This is a genomic window from Saccharopolyspora hordei (assembly GCF_013410345.1).
Classification (GTDB): Bacteria; Actinomycetota; Actinomycetes; order Mycobacteriales; family Pseudonocardiaceae; genus Saccharopolyspora; species Saccharopolyspora hordei.
This window is the reverse complement of the sequence record NZ_JACCFJ010000001.1, coordinates 4451566-4472684: the sequence shown is the minus strand read 5'-3', so window position 1 is coordinate 4472684 and position 21119 is coordinate 4451566. Positions and strand designations below refer to the sequence as shown.

The following is a 21119-nucleotide window of genomic DNA, read 5'->3' as shown; positions in this document are numbered from 1 at the left end:
CGCAGGCGGACTCCACGCCTGCGGCGCTGGGTGGTGCGGGTCGGCTCCCGGCGCGGCGTGGTGGGGAGCGGCGTTGTTCTGGGCTGCGTGGTGGGGACCGGTTCCGGTGCTGCGCGGTGGTGAGCGGCTCCCTTCGGAGTCGCGTAGCCGCCGGGGCGGGGACGCGTGTGGGTGAAGGGTGGAGGGCACCTTCCGCCAACCCGGTCGGCGAGAAGTGCCCTCCACCTCGTGTCGTCACTCGGCGGGGCGGAGGGTGGCCGTGGCGCGGTCGAACTCCCAGAAGGCGCGCATGGAGCGGATGAGACCCGACTCGTCGACGCGGTAGACGAACACCCCTTCGGCGTCCATGACGTTGCCGTCCGGCAGGTACGTCGTGATGCTGCCGACGTTGGCGACCTCGCGGCCGGCCGCGAACGAGTCGTGGATGTGGAACTCGATCCGGGAGGCTTGGGCGATCGCGACGTCCCAGAACGCCGCGATGCCGTCGTGGCCGTGGTGGCCGAACCCCTCCGGGTCGAAGACCGACGGCCCGACCGGGTCCTCCACCACGCCGTCCGGGGTGAACAGCGCCACCCACTCGTCCTTCGCGCCCCGGGTCACCGCGCTCATCGACTTCAGCGCCGCCTCGCGCGCCGGGTGCGGCTCGGTGCTGGCCGACCAGTGCACTCCCTCGACCATCGATTCCCTCCCATCACCGGTGCGTTCGAGCCGTGCCCCGCCAACGTCCAGCCAGTCGCGACCTCGGCCGCGAGGCTCGCCGGTCCTGCCTGGACCTGGCAGGCCGCCCAGGCCTCCGGGCGCCGTCAGGTCCGCCTGGACCTGGCACCCCCGGATGGGGCGCGTCAGACCTTGCTGATGACCTCGTCGGCGAACTTGCGGATCGAGTCCTGCTTGGTGCGCAGGTCGGCGTCGAAGCCGTGGCCGTCGAACAGCCACGGGACCACGATCGCGTCCGTCACGCCGATCTCGGCCTGCTCCCGGTAGCCCGAGGCGCCGAAGCGGTCCACGCACACCGCCTGGACCTCGAACGGCTCGTCCGCGCGGCCGTGGGCGGCGCGCAGCTCGGTGAGGCGGTCGATGGTGGTGCGCAGCTCCTCGAGGGTCATCATCGCCGAGGCCCAGCCGTCGCCGACCCGGGCGGCCCGCCGCAGCGCGGGCTCGGTGTGCCCGCCGATGTAGATCGGCACGGGGTCCTCCGGCGCGGGGCTCATCTGCAGCCGGTCGAAGTCGAAGAACTCGCCGTGGTGCTCGACCATCCCGCCGCCGAGGATCAACCGCAGCACCTCGATGGCCTCGTCCACGCGCGCCCCGCGCCTGGCGTACGGCGCGCCGCACCACTCGAACTCCTCCGGTGCCCAGCCGAGCCCGATGCCGAGCCCGAACCGGCCACCGGTGAGCACCGCGACCGAGCCCACCTGCCGCGCCAGCAGCACCGGGTTGCGCGGACCGAGCTTGAGCACCGAGGTGTAGAAGCGCAGCCGCGAGGTCACCGCGCCCATCGTCGCGGCGGCCACCAGCGGGTCCGCCCACGGCGTCTCGGCGTCCCACATCCGCGAGCCGTCCGGGGTGTAGGGGTAGGCCGCGGAGACCTGCTCGGAGTAGAACAGCGAGTCGGGCAGGGCGATGGCGTCGAAGCCGCACTCCTCCGCGGTGCGGGCCAGCCCGGTGAGCTGGTCCAGCGGGCTCATCGCCACGGACAGCGTGAACTTCATGCTTCCCCCGGTTTCCGGGCGCTGACCACCCACATCGAGAAGTACTGGGACCCACCGCCGTAGGCGTGGCCGAGCGCGGTGCGCGCCCCGTCCACCTGGTGCTCGCCCGCCTTGCCGGTGACCTGCATCGCCGCCTCGGCGAACCGCAGCAGCCCGGAGGCGCCGATCGGGTTGGACGACAGCACGCCGCCCGAGGGGTTCACCGGCAGACGCCCGCCCAGCGCGGTGTCCCCGGACTCGGTGAGCTTCCAGCCCTCGCCCTCGGGGGCGAAGCCGAGGTTCTCCAACCACATCGGCTCGAACCAGGAGAACGGCACGTAGATCTCCGCAGTGTCCACTTCGGACAACGGGTCGGTGATGCCGGCCTCCCGCCACAGCGCGGCCGCGGCGTCCTTGCCGGCCTGCGGGTTGACCTGGTCCCGCCCGGCGAAGGTGGTCGGCTCGGTGCGCATCACGGTGGCGTGGATCCACGCCGCGGAGGAGCCGGCCGAGCTCTCGTCGCCCAGGACCACCGCGCACGCGCCGTCGGAGGACGGGCAGGTCTCGTCGTAGCGGATCGGGTCCCACAGCACCTGCGAGGACAGCACCTTCTCCAGGGTGATGTCGCCCTGCTTGAGGTGGGCGTAGGGGTTCTTCGCGCCGTTGCGGCGGTCCTTGACCGCCACCATCGCGCCGATGTGCTCGGGCGCGCCGGACCGGCGGATGTAGGAGCGCACGTGCGGCGCGAAGTAGCCGCCCGCGCCCGCGCCGACCGGCATGGTGAACGGCGGCAGGATCGACAGCGCCCACATCGCGTTGGACTCGGACTGCTTCTCGAACGCTACCGCCAGCACCCGCCGGTGCACGCCGCCCTGCACCAGGCTCGCCGCCACGTTGGCCGTCGAGCCGCCGACCGATCCGGCGGTGTGCACCCGCAGCATGGGCTTGCCCGTGGCACCCAGCGCGTCCGCCAGGTGCAGCTCGGGCATCATCACGCCCTCGAACAGGTCGGGCGCCTTGCCGACCACGACGGCGTCGATGTCCGGCCAGTCCAGGCCGGAGTCGGCGAGCGCGCGCTCGGCGGCCTCCCGGCACAGCCCGGCGATCGAGACGTCGTGGCGCTTGCTGGTGTGGTGCGTCTGGCCGGTCCCGAGGACCGCCGCCAACCGCTTGCCCATCAGGACCTTCCCTCCATCACGCAGACCAGGTTCTGCTGCAGCGCCGGGCCGCTGGTGGCGTGCGCCAGGACCCGCTCCGCCGCACCGGACATCACGCGGGACGCGGCCTCGCCGATGCGCGCCAGCCCCGCGGCGAACATCGGGTTGCCGCACAACGGGCCGCCCGAGGGGTTGATCTCCACGTCGTCGCCGAGCCCGATCGCGCGCCGCAGCACGATCTCCTGGTGGGTGAACGGCGCGTGCAGCTCGGCGAGCTCGACCCCGTCGGTGCCGGCGGCGCGGGCCGCGGCGGTGGTCGACGGGGAGCGGAGCAGGTCGCGGGCGCCGAGGCTGCCGGACTCGAGCCGGTGCTCCAGGCCGGTGATCCACGCCGGGCGCTCGTGCAGCTCCCGCGCCCGGTCGGCGCCGGCCAGCACGACCACGGCGGCTCCGTCGGTGATGGGAGCGCAGTCGTGCTTGCGCAGCGGGTCGGCGACGTAGGGCTCGGCGAGCAGGTCGGCCACCTCGACCTTCCCGGAGCGCTGCGCGCCGGGCCCGGCGGAGGCGAGGCTGCGGGCGGCGACCGCGGCCATGTCCTCCTCGGTCCACGCGCCGGAGTCCAGCCCGAGCCGGGCCTGCAGCCCGGCGATGCTCACCGAGTCCGGCCACAGCGGAGCGGTGGTGTAGGGGTCGAGCTGCAGCGCCAGGGTCCGGCGCAGGTCGCCGGCCGAGGACTTGCCGAAACCGTAGACCAGCGCGGTGTCGACCTCGCCGGTGCGGATCTTCACCCACGCCTCGTACAGCGCCCACGCGGCGTCCATCTCCACGTGGGACTCGTTGATCGGCGGGAAGGCGCCGATGGCGTCCACCGCCGCGATGAACGAGAACGCGCGGCCCGCCAGGTAGTCCGACGAGCCGGAGCACCAGAACCCGATGTCGGAGGTGCTCAGCCCGGTGCCGGCGAGCACCTCCTGGAAGATCGGGACCAGCATCTCGACCCCGTTGGTGGTGCCGTGGGTGGCGCGCACGTTCGGTGCTTGCGCGAACCCGACGACCGCTACGTCTGCCACGGTGTACTCCTCGGCGTCTCGGATGTCGGAGCGGTCCGGCCGGGTGCCGGTCGTGGGGCCCCGTGCTGCCCCGCGAGGCCGGGCACCGCGACCGCCCTAGAGGTGTTGGGCGTAGGACTCGAACGGCGCATCGGGCTCGCCGGTGGGCCGGAAGTGGTCGATGTTCTGCAGCGTGTAGCCCCACTCCTCGCGGGGCTTCCACTGCGCGCGCACCCGCATGCCCATCCGCACGTCCGCCGCGTCGCAGCCCAGGACCAGGTGCAGGAAGGCGATGTCGGCGCCGTCGAGCAGGACGTAGGCCGAGACGTACGGCGGTGTGATGCGCTGCCCCAGGAACGGCACGTTGACGATGCAGAAGGTGGTGACGGTCCCGGTGTCCGGCAGCTCCACCTCCTCCTCGGTCGGCACGCCGTCGGTGGGGCAGGCCCCGCGCGGTGGGATGTAGACCTTCCCGCACTGCGGGCAGCGCTGCCCGAGCAGCCGCCCCTCGGCGAGACCGCGCAGGTAGCGGCTCTCCTCGGGGGAAGCCGAGTGCTGGTAGTGCAGGTGCACCGGAGCGGTGATCATGGTGACCGGTTCGGGTTCGGCCTCGTCCGGTGCCGCGGGGGTCCCGGTCGCCGGTTCGAAGCAGGCGATGTCGCGGATCCCGCCGCCGCGCTGCTCCGCCCACCGGACCTGCACCCGCATCCCGGTGCGGATGTCCTCGGGCGAGCCGACGTCCACGGCGTGCAGCACCGGCGTGTCCGCGCCGTCGAGGAGCACGAGCGCCCAGGCGAACGGGTGCTGCAGCGGTTGGCCTTCCAGTGGTTCCGGCATCCACGACCAGCTCACCACGGTCCCCTGCGAGCCGACCGGGACGAACTCGTCGAGCGGTGCGGCGGTGTCCGGGTCGTACTCGATCGGCGGCACGTGGACGCGGCCGTCGCTGCCGCGCACGCCGACGATGCGGCGGCGGCTCAGTTCGGTGGCGAACCGGCTGTGCACCGGTCCCAGGGAGCGGGTGTAGTCGAAGCCGACTTCGAGCGGTGCGCTGAGTGGTTCGGAGAGCCCAGTCACGAATTGAAGTGAAACATGTTCTCGATTTTGGGGCAACATCCCGGCAGGATGGGGGCTGGTGGAGACGTCGGGAAGAGGAGGACCGCTGATGAGGATCGGGCTGCAGCTCGGCTACTGGGGGGCCCAGCCGCCGCAGAACGCGGAGGAACTCGTTCTCGAAGCCGAACGGGTCGGGTTTGACTCGGTCTTCGCGGCGGAGTCCTGGGGCTCGGACGCCTTCACCCCGCTGGCCTGGTGGGGGTCGCGGACCGGCCGCGTGCGGCTGGGCACCTCGGTGGCGCAGATCGCCGCGCGGACCCCGGCGTCGTGCGCGATGCACGCGTTGACCCTGGACCACCTCTCCGGCGGTCGCTGCGTGCTCGGTCTCGGCGTGTCCGGCCCGCAGGTGGTGGAGGGCTGGTACGGCGCGCCGTTCGCCAAGCCCCTCGCGCGGACGCGGGAGTACGTCTCCGTGGTCCGCCAGGTGCTGGCCCGCGAGGCGCCGGTGCGCAACGACGGACCGCACTACCGGCTGCCCTACGACGGACCGGGGTCGCTCGGGCTGGGCAAGCCGCTGCGGCCGATCACCCACCCGCTGCGGGCGGACCTGCCGATCTGGCTGGGCGCGGAGGGGCCGCGCAACGTGGCGCAGACGGCCGAGATCGCCGACGGCTGGATCGCGGTGTACTACTCGCCGCGCGTGGCCGGGATGTACGAGGACTGGCTGGCGGAGGGCTTCGCCCGGCCGGGCGCGCGCCGTCGCCGGGAGGACTTCGAGGTGGCCGCCAGCTGCCAGGTGGTGGTGACCGACGACCCGGCCGCCGAGCGGGCGAAGCTCAAGCCGTCGCTCGCGCTCTACATCGGCGGCATGGGAGCGCCGACCATGAACTTCCACGCGGAGCTGTTCCGCCGGATGGACTACGACGCGGTCGTGGACGACGTGCTGCGGCTGTTCGGGGCGGGGCGCCGGCAGGAGGCGGTGGAGGCGGTGCCGGACGAGATGGTCGACGAGATCGCGATCATCGGTGACACCGCGACCGTGCGGGCGAAGGTGGCGGAGTGGGAGAAGTCCGGTGTGGACACCCTGCTCGTCGGGTGCCGCTCGGTGGACCACGTCCGCAGCGTCGCGGCGGCGCTGGAGCTGAGCTGACGTCCTCTGTAGACGGTGTGGGCGCTGCTCGCCTCGGGTGCGGGGTCTTGCCGCTCGACTGTAACACGTTCTACATTCGTGGGATCGTCCCCCGTCACCGTCGACAGGAGTCCCACCGTGTCTGACATCGGGTTGTGGAAGATCGCCGAGCAGGAACCGGACCGGGTGGCCGTGGTCGCCCCCGACGGCAGCTCGGTGAGCTACGCCGAACTCGCCGCGGCGGCCGACCGCTACGGGCGCGGCCTGCAGAGCATGGGGCTCGACGTGGGCGACAGCGTGGTGCTCATGCTGCCCAACGGCCCGGACCTGCTGGCCGCCTACTTCGCCGCCCTGCAGTGCGGTCTGTACGTCGTGACGGTGAACTGGCACCTGGTCGGCGCCGAGGTCGCGTACCTGATCGAGGACAGCGGCGCCAAGGCGTTCATCGCGCACGAGCGCTTCGGCGCGGCGGCCTCCGACGCCGCCGCGCGTTCCGGGCTGCCCGCGTCGGCGCGCTTCGCGGTGGGGGAGGTGCCGGGCTTCCAGCAGCTCTCCCGGCTCGGCGCGCAGGAACCGGCGAAGCGGCCGGACGTGCGCACGATGGGCTCGCCGATGCTCTACACGTCGGGCACCACCGGCCGGCCCAAGGGGGTCCGGCGCCCGCTGACCGGGGCCGACCCCGACGTGGTGCCCGCCGCGGCCACGTGGTTCTTCGGCATCTTCGGGCTCGAGCCCTTCGACGGGCACGTCCACCTGTGCGGCTCACCGCTCTACCACACCGCCGTGCTCAACTTCGTCACGCACTCCATCCAGCTGGGGCACACCGCGGTGCTGATGGACCGGTGGGACCCGGAGGAGATGCTCAGGCTGATCGAGCGGCACCGGGTGACGCACACGCACATGGTGCCCACCCAGTTCCGCCGGCTGCTGGCGCTGCCCGCCGAGGTCCGGCAGCGCTACGACGTGTCGTCGCTGCGCGCGGCGATCCACGGTGCCGCACCGTGCCCGCCGGAGGTCAAGCGGGCGATGCTGGAGTGGTGGGGGCCCGTGGTGATCGAGTACTACGCCGCCACCGAGGGCGGGGGCACCGCGATCAGCGCGGAGGAGTGGTTGCGGAAGCCGGGCTCGGTGGGCAAGCCGTGGCCGGGCTCCACGGTCAAGGTCCTCGGCGACGACGGCGCGGAGCTGCCGCCGGGCGAGGTCGGCACGGTGTACATGCGGATGGGGAGCTCGACCTTCGAGTACCACCGCGACGCCCGCAAGACCGAGCAGTCCCGCGTCGGCGACCTGTTCACCCTCGGCGACGTCGGCTACCTGGACGAGGACGGCTACCTGTACCTGTGCGACCGCAAGAGCGACATGATCATCTCGGGCGGGGTGAACATCTACCCGGCGGAGATCGAGAACGTGCTCTCGGTGCACCCCAAGGTCGGGGACGTGGCGGTGTTCGGCGTCCCGAACGAGGAGTGGGGCGAGGAGGTCAAGGCGGTCGTGCAGCCCGCCGAGGGCGTCGCGCCGGGACCCGAGCTGGCCGAGGAGCTGCTGGCCCACGCCCGCGACCGGCTGGCGAAGTTCAAGACGCCGCGCAGCGTCGACTTCGTTGACGAGCTGCCCCGGGACCCCAACGGCAAGCTCTACAAGCGCAAGCTCCGCGACCCGTACTGGGCCGACCGGGACCGCGCGATCTGACACCGAGCGCGGTGGGAGGGCGCCCCCGCGCGGGAGGCGCCCTCCGCCCGGTCAGCGGGCGCGGAACTGCGGGGTGCGCTTCTCCGCGAACGCCCGCGGTCCTTCCTTGGCGTCCTCGCTGGCGAAGACCTCCATGCCCAGCCGTGCGTCCACTGTGAACGCCTCGTTCTCCGGCATGCCCTCGGTCTCCCGCATCGTGCGCAGGATCGCCTGCACCGCCAGCGGGCCGTTGGCCGCGATCTGCTCGGCCAGTTCGAGGGCCTTGTCGAGTGCCTGCCCGTCCGGGACGACGTGACCGATCAGGCCGATCTCCTTGGCCTCGGCGGCGCGGATGTGCCTGCCGGTCAACAGGATGTCGGCGGCGACGGTGTACGGGACCTGCCGCGGCAGCCGGACCGCCGAGCCGCCGAGCGGGAACAGCCCCCAGCGCGCCTCCGAGACGCCGAACCGGGCGCTCTCGCCCGCGACGCGGATGTCAGTGGCCTGCAGGATCTCGGTGCCGCCTGCGACGGCCGGTCCCTCCACCGCGGCGATCAGCGGCTTGGTCAGCCGGCGTCCCTTGAGCAGCGGTTCGATGACGGACATGTCCATGCCGCGAGCGGTGTCACCGGGGTGCGACCGCGTCATCGCCTTGAGGTCCGCCCCGGCGCAGAACGCACCGCCCGCTCCGGTGAGGACGCACGCGCGGATCCCGTCGTCGCGGTCCACTTCGTCCCAGGCTTCCTTCATGATCTGCAGCATCGGCCCGGACAGCGCGTTGCGCGCCTCGGGCCGGTTCATGGTCACCACGAGCACCGGCCCGCGGCGCTCGACCAGGCAGTGGGGTTGTTCGACGACCTCGGTGCTCGACGTCATGGTCAACCTTCCGCGTGACGGATTCCCCGCTGTGTCAAGGGGAAGAACGGGTCTGGATCGTGCGAGCGAACCCGTTTCTGTCGGGAAAACCCTTTTGGCCCCTTCGGGTTCTTGCTCGCAACGATAACACGTTCTACTTTCATCAGGGTGGCGTACAACATCGCAGATCTCTTCGAGCACGCCGTCGATCTGACGCCGGATCGCATCGCCGTGGTCTGCGGCGAGCGACGGCTCACCTTCGCGCAGCTGGAGTCGCGGGCCAACCAGCTGGCGCACCACTACACCTCTCGCGGACTCGGCCGCGGCTCGCACATCGGGATCTACTCCCGCAACGGGATCGAGGCGCTGGAAGCCATGCTGGCGGCCTACAAGATCCGCGCCGTGCCGGTGAACGTCAACTTCCGCTACGTGCCCGCGGAACTGCGCTACATCTTCGACAACGCCGACCTGGCGGCGCTGGTGCACGAGCGCCGCTTCAGCGACAAGGTCGCCGAGGTCCGCCCGGAATTCCCGGACCTGCGCGAAGTCCTGGTCATCGAGGACGGCACGGACCTCGACCACGACGGGACCGAGTACGAGTCCGCGCTGTTCGGGCAGTCCGGTGCTCGGGACTTCCCGGAGCGCAGCGCGGACGACCTGTACCTGCTCTACACCGGTGGCACCACGGGCATGCCGAAGGGCGTGATGTGGCGGCACGAGGACGTCTGGCGCGTGCTGGGCGGCGGCATCGACTTCATGACCGGGGAAGCGATGCAGGACGAGTGGCAGCAGGCCCGCGCCGGTGCCGAGAGCGGTGGTCTGGTCCGGCTGCCCGCGGCCCCGTTCATCCACGGTGCCGCGCAGTGGGCCAGCTTCGGCAACCTCTTCGCCTGCAGCCCGGTGGTGTTCGTCCCGCAGTTCGACGCGCACGAGGTGTGGCGCGCCATCGAGCGGGAGGGGGTCAACGTGCTGGCGATCACCGGGGACGCGATGGCCCGGCCGCTCATCGAGGCCTACCACGAGGGCGGTTACGACGCGTCCTCGCTCGTGGCGATCTCCAGCAGTGCGGCCCTGTTCTCGCCGTCGGTGCAGCGCCAGTACGTCGAGGCGCTGCCGAACGTCGTCCTCACCGACTCCATCGGCTCGTCCGAGACCGGGTTCAGCGGCATCGGCGTGGTCACCGGCGACGGCGAGCAGTCCGGCGGACCGCGGGTCCAGGCCGACTCCTCGACCACGGTCCTGCGCGACGACGGCACCTTCGCCGAGCCCGGTGAGGTCGGCTGGCTGGCGCGCAGCGGGCACGTGCCGCTGGGCTACTACAAGGACGAGGAGAAGACGCGGAAGGTGTTCGTCGAGATCGACGGCACCCGCTACGTGGTGCCGGGCGACTACGCGCGGATCGAGGACGACGGCACCGTCACCATGCTGGGCCGCGGTTCGGTGTCCATCAACACCGGCGGGGAGAAGGTCTACCCGGAAGAGGTGGAGGCCGCGCTGAAGTCGCACGAGGACGTCTTCGACGCGCTGGTCGTCGGCGTGCCGGACGAGCGGATGGGGCAGCGGGTCGCCGCGGTGGTGCAGCCCCGGCCCGGTGCGCGCCCCGAGCTCGCCGACCTCGACGCGCACGTGCGGCAGTGGATCGCCGGGTACAAGGTGCCGCGCAGCCTGTGGCTGGTCGACCAGATCGCCCGCTCGCCCAGCGGCAAGCCCGACTACCCGTGGGCCCAGCAGCACACCGCGACGCACCCGCCGACCGAGGTGCGCGAGCCCGCGACCGCCCCGGAGCCGCGCTGACGGGCCGCGCGCGGCAGGACCGGCCACGCATCTCGCGGCCGCACTCCCGAGAGGACCGATGAGGAGCCATGCGAAAGACACTGTGCGACACCCTGGGCATCGAGCACCCGATCGTCGGGTTCACCCCGTCCGAGCACGTCGCGGCGGCGATCAGCCGGGCCGGCGGGCTCGGTGTGCTGGGCTGCGTGCGGTTCAACGACCCCGACGAGCTCGACGGGGTGCTGGACTGGATGGACGCCAACACCGACGGCAAGCCCTACGGGGTGGACGTGGTCATGCCGGCGAAGGTCCCCACCGAGGGCGCCGCAGTCGACCTGGAACAGCTCATCCCGCCAGAGCACCGGGAGTTCGTCCGCCGCACCCTCGACGAGCTGGGCGTGCCCGAGCTGCCCGAGGGGGAGCAGAAGCAGGACGGGGTGCTGGGCTGGCTGCACTCGGTCGCCCGCTCGCACGTGGACGTCGCGCTGCGGCACCCGGTGCGGCTGATCGCCAACGCGCTGGGCTCGCCGCCGGTGGACGTCATCGAGCGGGCGCACGGGCACGGTCTCCTGGTGGCCGCCCTGGCCGGCAAGGCCGAGCACGCGGTGCGGCACGTCGACAAGGGGGTCGACATCGTGGTGGCGCAGGGCCACGAGGCCGGTGGGCACACCGGGGAGATCGCCACCATGGTGCTGGTGCCGGAGATCGTCGACGCGGTCGGTGACCGGGTCCCGGTGCTGGCCGCCGGCGGCATCGGCTCCGGGCGGCAGGTCGCGGCCGCGCTCGCGCTCGGCGCCAGCGGTGCGTGGATGGGCTCGTACTGGCTGACCACCACGGAGTACCAGCAGATCCCGGGCAACGCGGCGACGCAGCAGGCGCTGCTGGCGGCGGGCTCCAGCGACACCGTGCGCACCCGGATCTACACCGGCAAACCGGCCCGGCTGCTCAAGACGCGGTGGACCGACGCGTGGTCGGCGCCCGGCGCGCCGGAACCGCTGCCGATGCCGCTGCAGAACGTCCTGGTCAGCGAGGCGCACCAGCGCATCACACGCTCCGCGGACCCGACCGTGGTGTCGATGCCGGTGGGGCAGGTCGTGGGCCGGATGAACAAGGTCCGGCCGGTCGCCGACGTCATGGCCGACCTGCTGGCCGAACTGGACGAGACCATCGTCAAGCTGTCCGACCTGCGCTGACCACCTGGCCCGCAGGCCCCCTGGCGCACCGGCAGGGGGCCCGCGGACCGCTGGTCACGCCCGGTGGCGGACGTACGTGCCGCGGTCGCTGCGGCGGTAGACCGGGTCCTCGGTGCCGAGGGCTTCGGACTGCAGCTGGCGCTTGAGGACCTTGTGCGTCGCCGTCCGGGGCAGGTCGCTCGCGAGGCGGAGGTAGCGTGGCCACTGCTTCGGGCCCAGGTCCGCCTGGGCGGACAGGAAGCCCGCGAACTCCTCGACGGTGAAGGCGCCCGTCGTGACCAACGCCGCCATCACCTGGTCGCCCACCACGGGGTCCGGGACGCCGTAGACGGCGGCTTCGCGGACCTCCGGGTGCCGCTGCAGGACCCGCTCGATCGGCGCGGTCGCCAGGTTCTCGCCGTCCACCCGCAGCCAGTCGGCGGTGCGGCCGGCGAAGTGGCAGAAGCCGTCGGCGTCGAGGTAGGCCAGGTCACCGCTCCAGTACATGCCGTCGCGCATCCGCTCCGCGTCGGCTTCCGGGGCGTTGTAGTACCCGGCGAACCAGCCGGCACCGGCCGTGTTGACCAGCTCGCCGATGGCCTCGTCGGGGTTGAGCAGCGTCCCGTCGGGGGAGAACTCCGCGGTGGCGCACGGCTTCCCGGTCTCGGGGTCGAGCACGGCGACCCCCTCGGGCAGCCGGCCGAGCGCACCCGGCGGTGTGTCCGGGGTGCGGGAGATGGCGATCCCGCCCTCGGTGGAGCCGAACCCGTCGACCACCAGGCAGCCGAACCGCTCGGCGAAGCGCCGCAGGTCCCGCTCGTTGGCCTCGTTGCCGTACACCACGCGCAGCGGGTTGTCGGCGTCGTCCGGCCGCGGTGGGGTGGCCAGCACGTGCGCCAGCGGCTTGCCCACGTAGTTGGCGTAGGTCGCGCCGAAGCGCCGCACGTCGGGCAGGAAGCCGGAGGCGGAGAAGCGCCGGCGCAGCGCGATGGTCGCCCCCGCGGCCAGCCCGACCGCCCACCCCGCCATGAGCGCGTTGGAGTGGAACAGCGGCATCGCCACGTACGTGACGTCCTCGCCGGTGAGCCCGAAGCGCTCGGCCAGCATCCGGCCGGGGAAGGCGATCTTGGCGTGCGTGCAGCGGACCGCCTTCGGGTCACCGCCGGTGCCGGAGGTGAACACCAGCACCAGCAGGTCGTCGGGTCCGGCCGCCACCGGCGCGAGCTCGGCCCCGGCGTGCTCGGCGAGCAGGTCCGACCACGCCGGGGAGTCGACCTCCAGCACCGGCACGTCGAGGTCCAGGTCCGCGAGCAGGTCCGCGTGCGCGGCGTCGGTGAGCACCAGCTGGCAGTCGGTCACCCGCACGTCGCGGGCCAGCGCCGCGCCCCGCCGCGTCGGGTTGAGGCCGACCAGCACCGCGCCGGAGAACGCCGCCCCGCCGAGCAGGAAGGTGAACTCGGGGACGTTGCCGAGCAGCACGCCGACGTGGAACGGGCCCGGGCGGCGCAGCGAGCGCAGCAGCGAGGCGCGCTCCGCGCAGCGCCGCACGACCTCGGCCCACGTCCACGAGCTGTCCTCGAAGCGCAGCCCGCACCGCCCGTCGTCGGCGCGCGCGAGCAGGAGCTCGGTCACGGTGGGCGTCATGTCAACCCGCCAAGGCGTCGCCGAGCCGGCCGAGCTGCGCCTCCGCGCCACCGAGGGTGAACTCGTTGCGCTTGGCCGCGACGAAGTAGCGGTGCAGCGGGTGGTCCAGGTCGATGCCGACCCCACCGTGCACGTGGACCGCGGTGTGCGCGACCCGGTGCCCGGCGTCGGCGGCCCAGAACTTCGCGGTGGCCACCTCCTCCGCGCTGGGCAGCCCCTCGGCCACCCGCCACGCGGCCTGCCACAGCGTCAGCCGCGCCGCTTCCACGTCGATGAAGGCGTCGGCGAGCCGCTGCGCCACGGCCTGGAAGGTGCCGATGGGCCGCCCGAACTGCACCCGCTCGCGGGCGTGGTCGCTGGTCAGCTCCAGGGCGCGGGAGAGGACGCCGACCTGGTGCGCGCACACCCCGACGGTGGTGCGGGTCAGCAGCCAGTCGAGCACCTCCGCCCCGCCGAGCACCCGGTCCTCGCCGACCCGGACGCCGTCGAGGTCCAGCCAGGCCTCGCTGTCGCCGTCGACGACGCGCTGGCGCTGCACGGACAGCCGGTCCCGCTCCACCAGGAACACCCGTGGTCCGTCCGGTGTGGACGCGGGGACCAGGACGAGGTCGGCCACCGCGCCGGCCGGGACGCCCGTCTTGCTGCCGGTGAGTCGCCATTCCCCGTCGTGCTGCTCGGCGCGGCTGGCCGGGACGCGCGGGTCCGGGTTGTGCTCCTCGGTCAGCGCGGCGGTGAGCACCAGCTCGCCCCGGGCGGCGGGCGCGGCCCAGCGGAGCCGCTGCTGGTCGGTGCCGAACCGCGCGATCGCCGACGCGGCGGCGGTGATCGAGCTCAGGTACGGGACGGGCGCGACGGCGCGGCCGAGCTCGATGAGCACGCTGCACTGCTCCAGCAGCCCGAAACCGCCCCCGCCGACGGACTCGGGCAGCGCGGCGGAGAGCACCTCGGCGGCGCTCAGCTGAGTCCACAGTGCACGGTCGAACCGGTCCTCGCCGCGCTCCACCTCGCGCAACCGCTCGTTGGTCACGTGGTCGTCGAGGATCCTGCGGGTGAGGTCGGCCAGGTCGTCCTGCGCCTCGGTCAGGGTGAAGTCCACGGGTTCTCCTCCGAAGTCCGGCCCCTGCCGCAGGCAGGGGAGTGGGGCGTCAGCGCTTGGCCGGGGGCAGGCCCAGTCCGACGGTGGCCACGATGTCGCGCTGCACCTCGTTGGTGCCACCGCCGAAGGTGAGGATCAGCGAGGAGCGGTGCATGCGCTCGATCCGCCCGCGCAGCGCCGCGCCGGGGGAGCCCTGCCGGACGTGGGCCGCGCTGCCGAGGACCTCCATGAGCAGGCGGTAGGCCTCGGTGGCGAACTCGGTGCCGAACACCTTCGTGGCCGACGCCGTCGCGGGCGCGGGTTGCTGCTCGACCGTGGTGGCGATCTTCCAGTTGACCAGCTTGAGGAACTCCGCTCCGGCGTGCACCCGGGCCAGGTGGTGCCGCACCCACTCCTGGTCGATCACCCGGCGCCCGTCGGTCAGCCGGGTCGTGCGAGCCCACTGCACCACCTCGCTCAACGCGGAGCGCAGCGGGGCGGCCGAGGTGAGCGCCACGCGCTCGTGGTTGAGCTGGTTGGTGATCAGCGGCCAGCCCTCGTTCTCCGCGCCCACCAGCGCGGAGGCCGGGACGCGGACGTCCTGGTAGTAGGTCGCGCTGGTGGTCGGTCCGGCGACGGTGCGCACCGGCGTCCAGGAGAAGCCGGGGGAGTCGGTGGGCACGATGAGGATGCTCAAGCCCTTGTGCTTCTTCGCGGTGCGGTCGGTCCGGCAGGCCAGCCACACGTAGTCGGCGTACTGGATGAGGCTGGTCCACATCTTCTGGCCGTTGACCACGTACTCGTCACCGTCGCGGTCGGCGGTGGTGCGCAGCGAGGCCAGGTCGGTGCCGGCCTCCGGCTCGGAGTAGCCGATCGAGAAGTGGATCTCCCCGGCGGCGATCTTCGGCAGGTAGTGCGCCTTCTGCTCCGGGGTGCCGAAGCGCATGATGGTCGGCGCGATGCTGTTGAGCGTCAGGAAGGGCACCGGGGCGCCGGCGATCGCGGCCTCGTCGGTGAAGATCAGCTGGTCGAGCGTGCTGCGGTCCTGCCCGCCGTACTCGGTGGGCCAGCCGAGCGCGAGCCAGCCGTCCTCGCCCATCTGCCGCACCACGTGCCGGTACGCCTCGCCGTCGCCGTAGTCGCCGTGCGCGGTCAGCTCCGCGCGGATCTCGGGCGTCATGAGCTTGTCGAAGTAGCGCCGCAGCTCCTCGCGCAGCTGCTCCTGCTCGGGTGTGTAGGCGATGCGCATGCACCCCTCCTGCGGTCATGAAACATGTTTCACCAACCATAGTCCGGTCGAGCCGCCCTGGTCGAGAAGTCGCTCGTGGGAAGGCTGCGTGCGGTCGCGTACCCGCGTCGGAACTGGTTCTAGGTTTGGCTGGGCGAGCGGATGCGCACCGAATGGAGCAGTGACACTGGCTCGAACGGGTCGTTGAGCAGCCGAGTGGTGGTGCGCATCTGAATCGATGAGAACACGTTCCATGCGCCGTGACGTGCAAATCGTTCGTTGACACGTGGTTTTCACATCGCTCTTGCCTCTGTGAAAGAACACGTTCTAGTGTGTTGCGAGTTACAGTCCCTGACTCTCGGTGAGGTGACCAACCGGTGAAGGCGGCGGTGCTCAAGCAGATCGGTGATGGCGAGCTGGACGTGCGCGAGGACGTCGCCACCACCAAGCCTGGTCCCGACGAGGTGCGCGTGCGCATCCGGGCGGCCGGGGTGTGCCACAGCGACGTGTCCGCGATGAAGGGCGGGCTGCCCGCGCTGGCCCCGGGCGTGATGGGGCACGAGGGCGCCGGTGAGGTGCTGGAGGTCGGCAGCTCGGTCACCGACCTGCAGCCCGGCGACCACGTGGTGCTGTCGTTCGTGCCGCAGTGCGGGCGGTGCGCGTACTGCCTGGGCGGGCAGCCGAACCTGTGCGAGGTGCACACCGTGGCCGCTTTCGTCTCGCCGCGCTTCGAGGTCGCCGGCGAGCCCGCGTTCGGCTTCGGCGGCTGCGGGGCCTTCGCCGAGGAGGTCGTGGTGCCCAGCGTCGGAGCCATCAAGGTCGACCCGGACGTGCCGTTCGAGATCGCCGCGCTGGTCGGGTGCGGGGTGCTCACCGGGGTCGGCGCGGTGCTCAACACCGCGAAGGTCGAACCGGGGTCCACTGTGGTCGTGATCGGCTGCGGTGGCGTGGGCATCTCGGTGATCCAGGGCGCCCGGTTGGCCGGGGCGTCGCGGGTCGTCGCGGTGGACCCGGTGACCGACAAGCACGCGGTGGCGAAGCGGTTCGGTGCCACGCACACGACCACACCGGAGGGCCTGGAGGAGCTGAAGAACGAGGTCACCGGTGGACGGGGCTTCGACTACGCCATCGAGGTGGTCGGCCTGGCGGCCACCATCCGCTCCGCCTACGACGCGGCCCGCCGCGGCGGCAGCGTGGTCGTCGTCGGCGCCGGCGGGCCGGAGCAGGCCGTCGAGCTCAACGCCCAAGAGCTGTTCATCAACGAGAAGAAGATCCTGCCGTCCTTCTACGGCTCGTCCGACCCGCGGCGCGACACCGCCCGGATGCTCGACTTCTGGCGGGCCGGGCAGCTGGACCTGGAGGGCATGATCTCCCGCCGCATCCGGTTGGACGAGATCAACGACGGGCTGGCCGCGCTGCAGGAGCCGGGCGGCGCGATCGTCCGCCAGATCGTCGAGTTCGACTGACGGCGCGCGAGCACGCACGAGCGACAGCGAGGAGTGGTGGTGCGGAACCTGGAGGGCAAGGTCGCGGTCGTCACCGGGGCCGGAGCGGGGCTGGGGCGCGCGGAAGCGCTCGCGCTGGCCCGCGCCGGCGCCGCGGTGGTGGTCAACGACGTCAGCGAGGGCGCTGCGGACGTGGTGGCCGAGATCGAGGCGGACGGCGGCGCGGCGGTCGCGGTGCGGGGGGACGTCTCGGCCGGCGAGACCGCGGAGGAGCTGGTGTCCACCGCGGTGCAGCGGTTCGGCGGGCTGCACGTGGTGGTCAACAACGCCGGGGTGCTGCGGGACCGGATGCTGTTCACGATGTCCGACCAGGAGTGGGACGACGTGGTCCGGGTCCACCTCCGCGGCCACTTCCTGCTGTCCCGCAACGCCGCCGCGTACTGGCGGGACCAGTACAAGCAGACCGGGTCGACCTGGGGCAGCGTGATCAACACCGCCTCGGAGGCGTTCCTGCTCGGCGCGGCGGCGCAGCCGAACTACGCGGCGGCCAAGGGCGGGATCGCCGCGCTCACCGTCTCCACCGCGCGTGCGCTGGCGCGCATGGGCGTGCGCGCGAACGCGATCTGCCCGCGCGCGCGGACGGCGATGACCGCGGAGGTGTTCGGCCCGCCGCCGGAGGACGGCGTCGATCCACTGTCGACGGACCACGTCGCTCCGTTGGTGGTCTACCTGGCCTCGCCCGCCGCGGAGGCGATCAGCGGCCAGGTGTTCGTCGTGCACAGCGGGATGGTCGCACTGATGTCCCCGCCCACCGTCGAGCAGCGGTTCGACACCAGCGGACCACTGTGGACCCAAGAAGAGCTGGACAAGACCGTCGGCAGCTACTTCGCCGACCGCGACCCGGAGCGCGTCTTCGCGGCCGCAGAACTGATGTCCCTCCCCTGAGGAGCGGACCGAGACGACGAGCGACCGCACCGCCGCGGCACCGAGTCCGCGGCGGGACCGGTCCGGCCCTGGTACGCACAACGAGCTGTGCACTCCCCTGGAGGATGCGATGGCGCTGACCGTGCAGCAGCACCGCGACGCTGCTGGGCTCAAGGACGGATTGCTGCTGGTCGACGGCCAGTGGCGGCAGGCCCGAGCGGGCCGCACCTGGACCCACCACCACCCGGCGACCGGCGAGGTGATCGGCAACGTCGCCGTCGCCGGCGCCGAGGACGTCGACGAGGCGGTGCGGGCCGCGCGGCGCGCGTTCGACGAGTCGCCGTGGCCCGGGATGCGGGTGGGGGAGCGGTCCCGGCTGCTGCGCCGGTGCTCCGACCTGCTCCGGGAGAACGCCGACGACCTGCGGGCGCGGCAGGCGCTGGACAACAGCGTCCCGCTGTCGTTCGCCACCGTCTACGCCGGGTCGGTCGAGGTGGCCGCGGACGTCTTCGACCACCACGCCGGGTGGATCGACAAGGCCGGCGGCGAGACCTTCCCGCCGTACCAGGGTGGTGACCACCTCGCGATGACGCTGCGCGAACCGGTCGGCGTGGTGGCCGCGATCCTGCCGTGGAACGCGCCGTTCCTGCTCTTCGCGCAGAAGCTCGCCCCCGCGCTGGCCGCCGGCTGCACGGTGGTGCTCAAGCCCTCCGAGCACGCCACGTTCAGCGTGCTGCGGATGGTGGAGCTGCTGCAGGAGGCCGGGGTGCCGGACGGCGTGGTCAACGTCGTCACCGGGCCCGGCGACCCGACCGGTGAAGCGCTCATCACCCACCCGCTGGTGGACAAGATCAGCTTCACCGGCAGTCGCGCGGTCGGCCGCCGGATCGTGGAGGCCTCGGCGGGCACCATGAAGCGGGTGTCGCTGGAGCTCGGCGGCAAGAGCCCGGCCATCGTGTTCCCCGACGCCGACGTGGGGCTGGCCGGCATGACCACGATGGGCATGGTCACCCTCGGGCTGTCCGGACAGGCGTGCGTGGCGGCCACCCGGGCGCTGGTGCACCGCGACGCCTACGACGAGTTCATCGGCGCGGCCGAGATGATCGCGGGCTCGGTCACCTACGGCGACCCCTTCGACCCCGGTGTCATGTCCTGCCCGCTGATCAACCAGCGCCAGCTGGACCGGGTGCTCGGCTACATCGAGAAGGGGCAGCAGGAGGGCGCCCGGCTGGTCACCGGCGGTGGCAGGTCCGACGGCGAGCTCAGCGCCGGGAACTTCGTGCAGCCGACCATCTTCGCCGACGCGGACAACTCGATGACCATCGCCCAGGAGGAGATCTTCGGCCCGGTGCTGACGGTGGTGCCCTTCGGCGACGAGGACGAGGCGGTGCGGCTGGCCAACGACACCGAGTACGGCCTCGGCGCCGGGGTGTTCACCAAGGACGTGCAGCGGGCGTTCCGGGTGGCCAAGCGGCTGCGCTGCGGGACGGTCGGCATCAACGGGTTCCAGGTGGAGCCGCACCTGCCGTTCGGCGGGTACAAGCAGTCCGGTCTGGGCCGGGAGGGCGGCCGTTCGTCCTTCGAGGCCTACACCGAGCTGAAGACGGTGCTGCTGCCGCTGACCGATGAGTTGATGTGACATGCGGTTGGCGGGCAAGGTCGCGATCATCACGGGTGCGGCGCGCGGGCAGGGCGCGGCCGCCGCGCGGCGGTTCGTCGCCGAGGGCGCGCGGGTGCTGCTGGCCGACGTGGCCGACGAGGCGGGCCAGGCGCTGGCCGACGAGCTCGGCCCGGCCGCCGTCTACCAGCACCTGGACGTCGCCTCCGAGGACGACTGGGTGGACGCGGTGCGCGCGGCGGGAGACCTGGGCCGGGTGCAGGTGCTGGTCAACAACGCCGGGGTGCTGCACTTCTCGGAGCTGGCCGACACCAGCCTGGTCGACTACGAGCGGGTCATCCGGGTCAACCAGATCGGCACCTTCCTGGGCATGCGGGAAGTCGTCCCGGCGATGTCCGACGGAGGCGGGTCCGTCATCAACGTGTCCTCGGTGGAGGGTCTCGGTGGGATGCCGCTCATGGTCGCCTACGCGGCGAGCAAGTTCGCCATCCGCGGCATGACCAAGGTCGCGGCGATGGAGCTGGGCAAGCACGGCATCCGGGTCAACTCGGTGCACCCCGGCGCGGTCGACACGCAGATGATCCCCGACGCGGTGGGCGCTCCGGTGCCGATGGAGCAGATCGGCAAGCGGGTCGCGCTGGGCCGGGTCGGGCAGCCCGAGGAGATCGCGGAGCTGGTGCTGTTCCTGGCCAGCGACGAGAGCTCCTACTGCACCGGCGCGGAGTTCGTCGCCGACGGCGGCGCCACGGCAACGCACTCGCTGGCCTGACCGGCGGCGAGTCGCGGGCGCCTCCCGCCCCGCTCCTCGACGGGAGGCGCCCACCCCGGATCAACGCGGATCGGGAGGGACCAGATGGCGGTGCGCAGCGCTGGGGCCGGCGCGCTCGTCCACGTCGGACGGATGGCGACGCTGGCGTGGGCGGTGCTGCGGGGCATCCCGCGGCGTCCCTTCCAGTTCCGCGAGTTCATCCAGCAGGCCTGGTTCTTCGCCAGCGTGACGATCCTGCCCACCGCGCTGGTCGCGATCCCCTTCGGCGCGGTCATCGCCATGCAGCTCGGGTCGCTGATCCAGCAGATCGGCGCCCAGTCCTTCACCGGCGCCGCGAGCGCGCTGGCCATCCTGCAGCAGGCCAGCCCGCTCATCACCGCGCTGCTGGTCGCTGGCGCGGGCGGGTCGGCGGTGTGCGCGGACATCGGGGCGCGCACCATCCGCGAGGAGATCGACGCCCTGGAGGTGCTGGGCGTCTCGCCGATCCACCGGCTCATCGTGCCGCGTGTGGTCGGCGCGATGCTGGTCTCCCTGCTGCTCAACGGGCTGGTCAGCGTCGTCGGCGTGCTCGGCGGCTACTTCTTCAACGTGGTGCTGCAGGGCGGGACACCTGGCGCCTACCTGGCGAGCTTCAACGCCCTGGCGCAGCTGCCGGACCTGTGGATCAGCGAGCTCAAGGCGCTGGTGTACGGGTTCGTGGCCGGCGTGGTCGCCGCCTACCGGGGCCTCAACCCGGCCGGCGGGCCGAAGGGCGTGGGCGACGCCGTCAACCAGGCCGTGGTGATCACGTTCCTGCTGCTGTTCCTGATCAACCTGCTGCTCACCGGGATCTACCTGCAGCTCGTGCCACCGAAGGGGTTGTGAGC

The 21119-nt window shown here is 72.3% G+C and carries 18 protein-coding genes; 9 read left to right on the top strand and 9 right to left on the bottom strand.

The window, feature by feature from the left end; all coding sequences use genetic code 11:
* Positions 1 to 234: 234 nt before the first annotated feature.
* From HNR68_RS20465 to HNR68_RS20445, 5 genes are all read right to left on the bottom strand, one after another.
* Positions 235 to 678, bottom strand: a complete 444-nt coding sequence (locus tag HNR68_RS20465) for a nuclear transport factor 2 family protein (RefSeq protein ID WP_179723386.1) — start codon at positions 676 to 678, stop codon at positions 235 to 237.
* A 164-nt stretch (positions 679 to 842) separates the two neighbouring features.
* The gene (locus HNR68_RS20460) at positions 843 to 1712 is read right to left on the bottom strand and encodes a TIGR03619 family F420-dependent LLM class oxidoreductase (protein ID WP_179723385.1); all 870 of its coding nucleotides are present in this window, start codon (positions 1710 to 1712) and stop codon (positions 843 to 845) included.
* Complete coding sequence (locus HNR68_RS20455) at positions 1709 to 2869, bottom strand: thiolase domain-containing protein (protein WP_179723384.1); 1161 nt, start codon at positions 2867 to 2869, stop codon at positions 1709 to 1711. The genes HNR68_RS20460 and HNR68_RS20455 overlap by 4 nt, the downstream gene beginning before the upstream one ends.
* On the bottom strand, positions 2869 to 3918 hold the full coding sequence (locus HNR68_RS20450; protein ID WP_179723383.1) for a thiolase domain-containing protein: 1050 nt from the start codon (positions 3916 to 3918) through the stop codon (positions 2869 to 2871). Before HNR68_RS20450 ends, HNR68_RS20455 begins: the two co-directional genes overlap by 1 nt.
* A gap of 96 nt (positions 3919 to 4014) precedes the next feature.
* Entirely contained in the window at positions 4015 to 5013 is a 999-nt protein-coding gene (locus tag HNR68_RS20445) for a Zn-ribbon domain-containing OB-fold protein (protein WP_179723382.1), read from the bottom strand.
* 49 nt (positions 5014 to 5062) lie between these two features.
* On the opposite strand from HNR68_RS20445, the gene HNR68_RS20440 reads away from it, so the two are divergent.
* A complete protein-coding gene (locus HNR68_RS20440; protein ID WP_179723381.1) occupies positions 5063 to 6103 on the top strand; it encodes an LLM class F420-dependent oxidoreductase in 1041 nt (346 codons plus the stop codon).
* A 117-nt stretch (positions 6104 to 6220) separates the two neighbouring features.
* A complete protein-coding gene (locus tag HNR68_RS20435) occupies positions 6221 to 7771 on the top strand; it encodes an AMP-binding protein (protein WP_179723380.1) in 1551 nt (516 codons plus the stop codon).
* 51 nt (positions 7772 to 7822) lie between these two features.
* Here the strand turns inward: HNR68_RS20435 and HNR68_RS20430 are convergent, their stop codons facing one another.
* Complete coding sequence (locus tag HNR68_RS20430) at positions 7823 to 8626, bottom strand: crotonase/enoyl-CoA hydratase family protein (protein WP_179723379.1); 804 nt, start codon at positions 8624 to 8626, stop codon at positions 7823 to 7825.
* 147 nt (positions 8627 to 8773) lie between these two features.
* On the opposite strand from HNR68_RS20430, the gene HNR68_RS20425 reads away from it, so the two are divergent.
* Positions 8774 to 10399 carry an AMP-binding protein gene (locus tag HNR68_RS20425; RefSeq protein WP_179723378.1) on the top strand — a complete coding sequence of 542 codons (1626 nt, stop codon included), beginning with the start codon at positions 8774 to 8776 and terminating at the stop codon, positions 10397 to 10399.
* 68 nt (positions 10400 to 10467) lie between these two features.
* The gene (locus tag HNR68_RS20420; RefSeq protein WP_179723377.1) at positions 10468 to 11571 is read left to right on the top strand and encodes an NAD(P)H-dependent flavin oxidoreductase; all 1104 of its coding nucleotides are present in this window, start codon (positions 10468 to 10470) and stop codon (positions 11569 to 11571) included.
* 54 nt (positions 11572 to 11625) lie between these two features.
* Here HNR68_RS20420 and HNR68_RS20415 read toward each other — a convergent pair whose 3' ends face one another.
* Genes HNR68_RS20415 through HNR68_RS20405 form a run of 3 tightly spaced genes read right to left on the bottom strand, consistent with a single transcriptional unit; the run spans position 11626 to position 15518 of the window.
* Positions 11626 to 13194 carry a long-chain-fatty-acid--CoA ligase gene (locus tag HNR68_RS20415; RefSeq protein ID WP_179723376.1) on the bottom strand — a complete coding sequence of 523 codons (1569 nt, stop codon included), beginning with the start codon at positions 13192 to 13194 and terminating at the stop codon, positions 11626 to 11628.
* 1 nt (position 13195) lies between these two features.
* The gene (locus HNR68_RS20410; protein ID WP_179723375.1) at positions 13196 to 14290 is read right to left on the bottom strand and encodes an acyl-CoA dehydrogenase family protein; all 1095 of its coding nucleotides are present in this window, start codon (positions 14288 to 14290) and stop codon (positions 13196 to 13198) included.
* 49 nt (positions 14291 to 14339) lie between these two features.
* Entirely contained in the window at positions 14340 to 15518 is a 1179-nt protein-coding gene (locus HNR68_RS20405) for an acyl-CoA dehydrogenase family protein (RefSeq protein ID WP_179723374.1), read from the bottom strand.
* Positions 15519 to 15874: 356 nt separating this feature from the next.
* Here HNR68_RS20405 and HNR68_RS20400 point away from each other — a divergent pair, with 356 nt between their 5' ends.
* The 5 genes from HNR68_RS20400 to HNR68_RS20380 all read left to right on the top strand — a co-directional run bounded on the left by HNR68_RS20400 (position 15875) and on the right by HNR68_RS20380 (position 21117).
* Positions 15875 to 16963, top strand: coding sequence for a zinc-binding dehydrogenase (locus HNR68_RS20400; protein WP_179723373.1), 1089 nt, complete (start codon positions 15875 to 15877; stop codon positions 16961 to 16963).
* Between the two features lie 36 nt (positions 16964 to 16999).
* Positions 17000 to 17887, top strand: a complete 888-nt coding sequence (locus HNR68_RS20395) for a 3-oxoacyl-ACP reductase (protein WP_343050284.1) — start codon at positions 17000 to 17002, stop codon at positions 17885 to 17887.
* A gap of 109 nt (positions 17888 to 17996) precedes the next feature.
* Positions 17997 to 19505 (top strand): aldehyde dehydrogenase family protein, encoded by a 1509-nt coding sequence (locus HNR68_RS20390; protein WP_179723371.1) that lies wholly within the window; start codon positions 17997 to 17999, stop codon positions 19503 to 19505.
* Position 19506: 1 nt separating this feature from the next.
* On the top strand, positions 19507 to 20253 hold the full coding sequence (locus HNR68_RS20385; protein WP_179723370.1) for a glucose 1-dehydrogenase: 747 nt from the start codon (positions 19507 to 19509) through the stop codon (positions 20251 to 20253).
* Between the two features lie 84 nt (positions 20254 to 20337).
* Complete coding sequence (locus tag HNR68_RS20380; protein ID WP_179723369.1) at positions 20338 to 21117, top strand: MlaE family ABC transporter permease; 780 nt, start codon at positions 20338 to 20340, stop codon at positions 21115 to 21117.
* Positions 21118 to 21119: the final 2 nt, after the last annotated feature.

Bases quoted from the DNA above. Each gene is read 5' to 3' on its own strand.
- HNR68_RS20465 (WP_179723386.1), bottom strand. From the start codon at position 678: ATGGTCGAGGGAGTGCACTGGTCGGCCAGCACCGAGCCGCACCCGGCG.
- HNR68_RS20405 (WP_179723374.1), bottom strand. From the start codon at position 15,518: ATGCGCATCGCCTACACACCCGAGCAGGAGCAGCTGCGCGAGGAGCTG.
- HNR68_RS20390 (WP_179723371.1), top strand. From the start codon at position 17,997: ATGGCGCTGACCGTGCAGCAGCACCGCGACGCTGCTGGGCTCAAGGAC.
- HNR68_RS20440 (WP_179723381.1), top strand. From the start codon at position 5,063: ATGAGGATCGGGCTGCAGCTCGGCTACTGGGGGGCCCAGCCGCCGCAG.
- HNR68_RS20380 (WP_179723369.1), top strand. From the start codon at position 20,338: ATGGCGGTGCGCAGCGCTGGGGCCGGCGCGCTCGTCCACGTCGGACGG.
- HNR68_RS20430 (WP_179723379.1), bottom strand. From the start codon at position 8,626: ATGACGTCGAGCACCGAGGTCGTCGAACAACCCCACTGCCTGGTCGAG.
- HNR68_RS20415 (WP_179723376.1), bottom strand. From the start codon at position 13,194: ATGACGCCCACCGTGACCGAGCTCCTGCTCGCGCGCGCCGACGACGGG.
- HNR68_RS20385 (WP_179723370.1), top strand. From the start codon at position 19,507: ATGCGGTTGGCGGGCAAGGTCGCGATCATCACGGGTGCGGCGCGCGGG.
- HNR68_RS20455 (WP_179723384.1), bottom strand. From the start codon at position 2,869: ATGGGCAAGCGGTTGGCGGCGGTCCTCGGGACCGGCCAGACGCACCAC.
- HNR68_RS20445 (WP_179723382.1), bottom strand. From the start codon at position 5,013: ATGTTGCCCCAAAATCGAGAACATGTTTCACTTCAATTCGTGACTGGG.
- HNR68_RS20460 (WP_179723385.1), bottom strand. From the start codon at position 1,712: ATGAAGTTCACGCTGTCCGTGGCGATGAGCCCGCTGGACCAGCTCACC.
- HNR68_RS20420 (WP_179723377.1), top strand. From the start codon at position 10,468: ATGCGAAAGACACTGTGCGACACCCTGGGCATCGAGCACCCGATCGTC.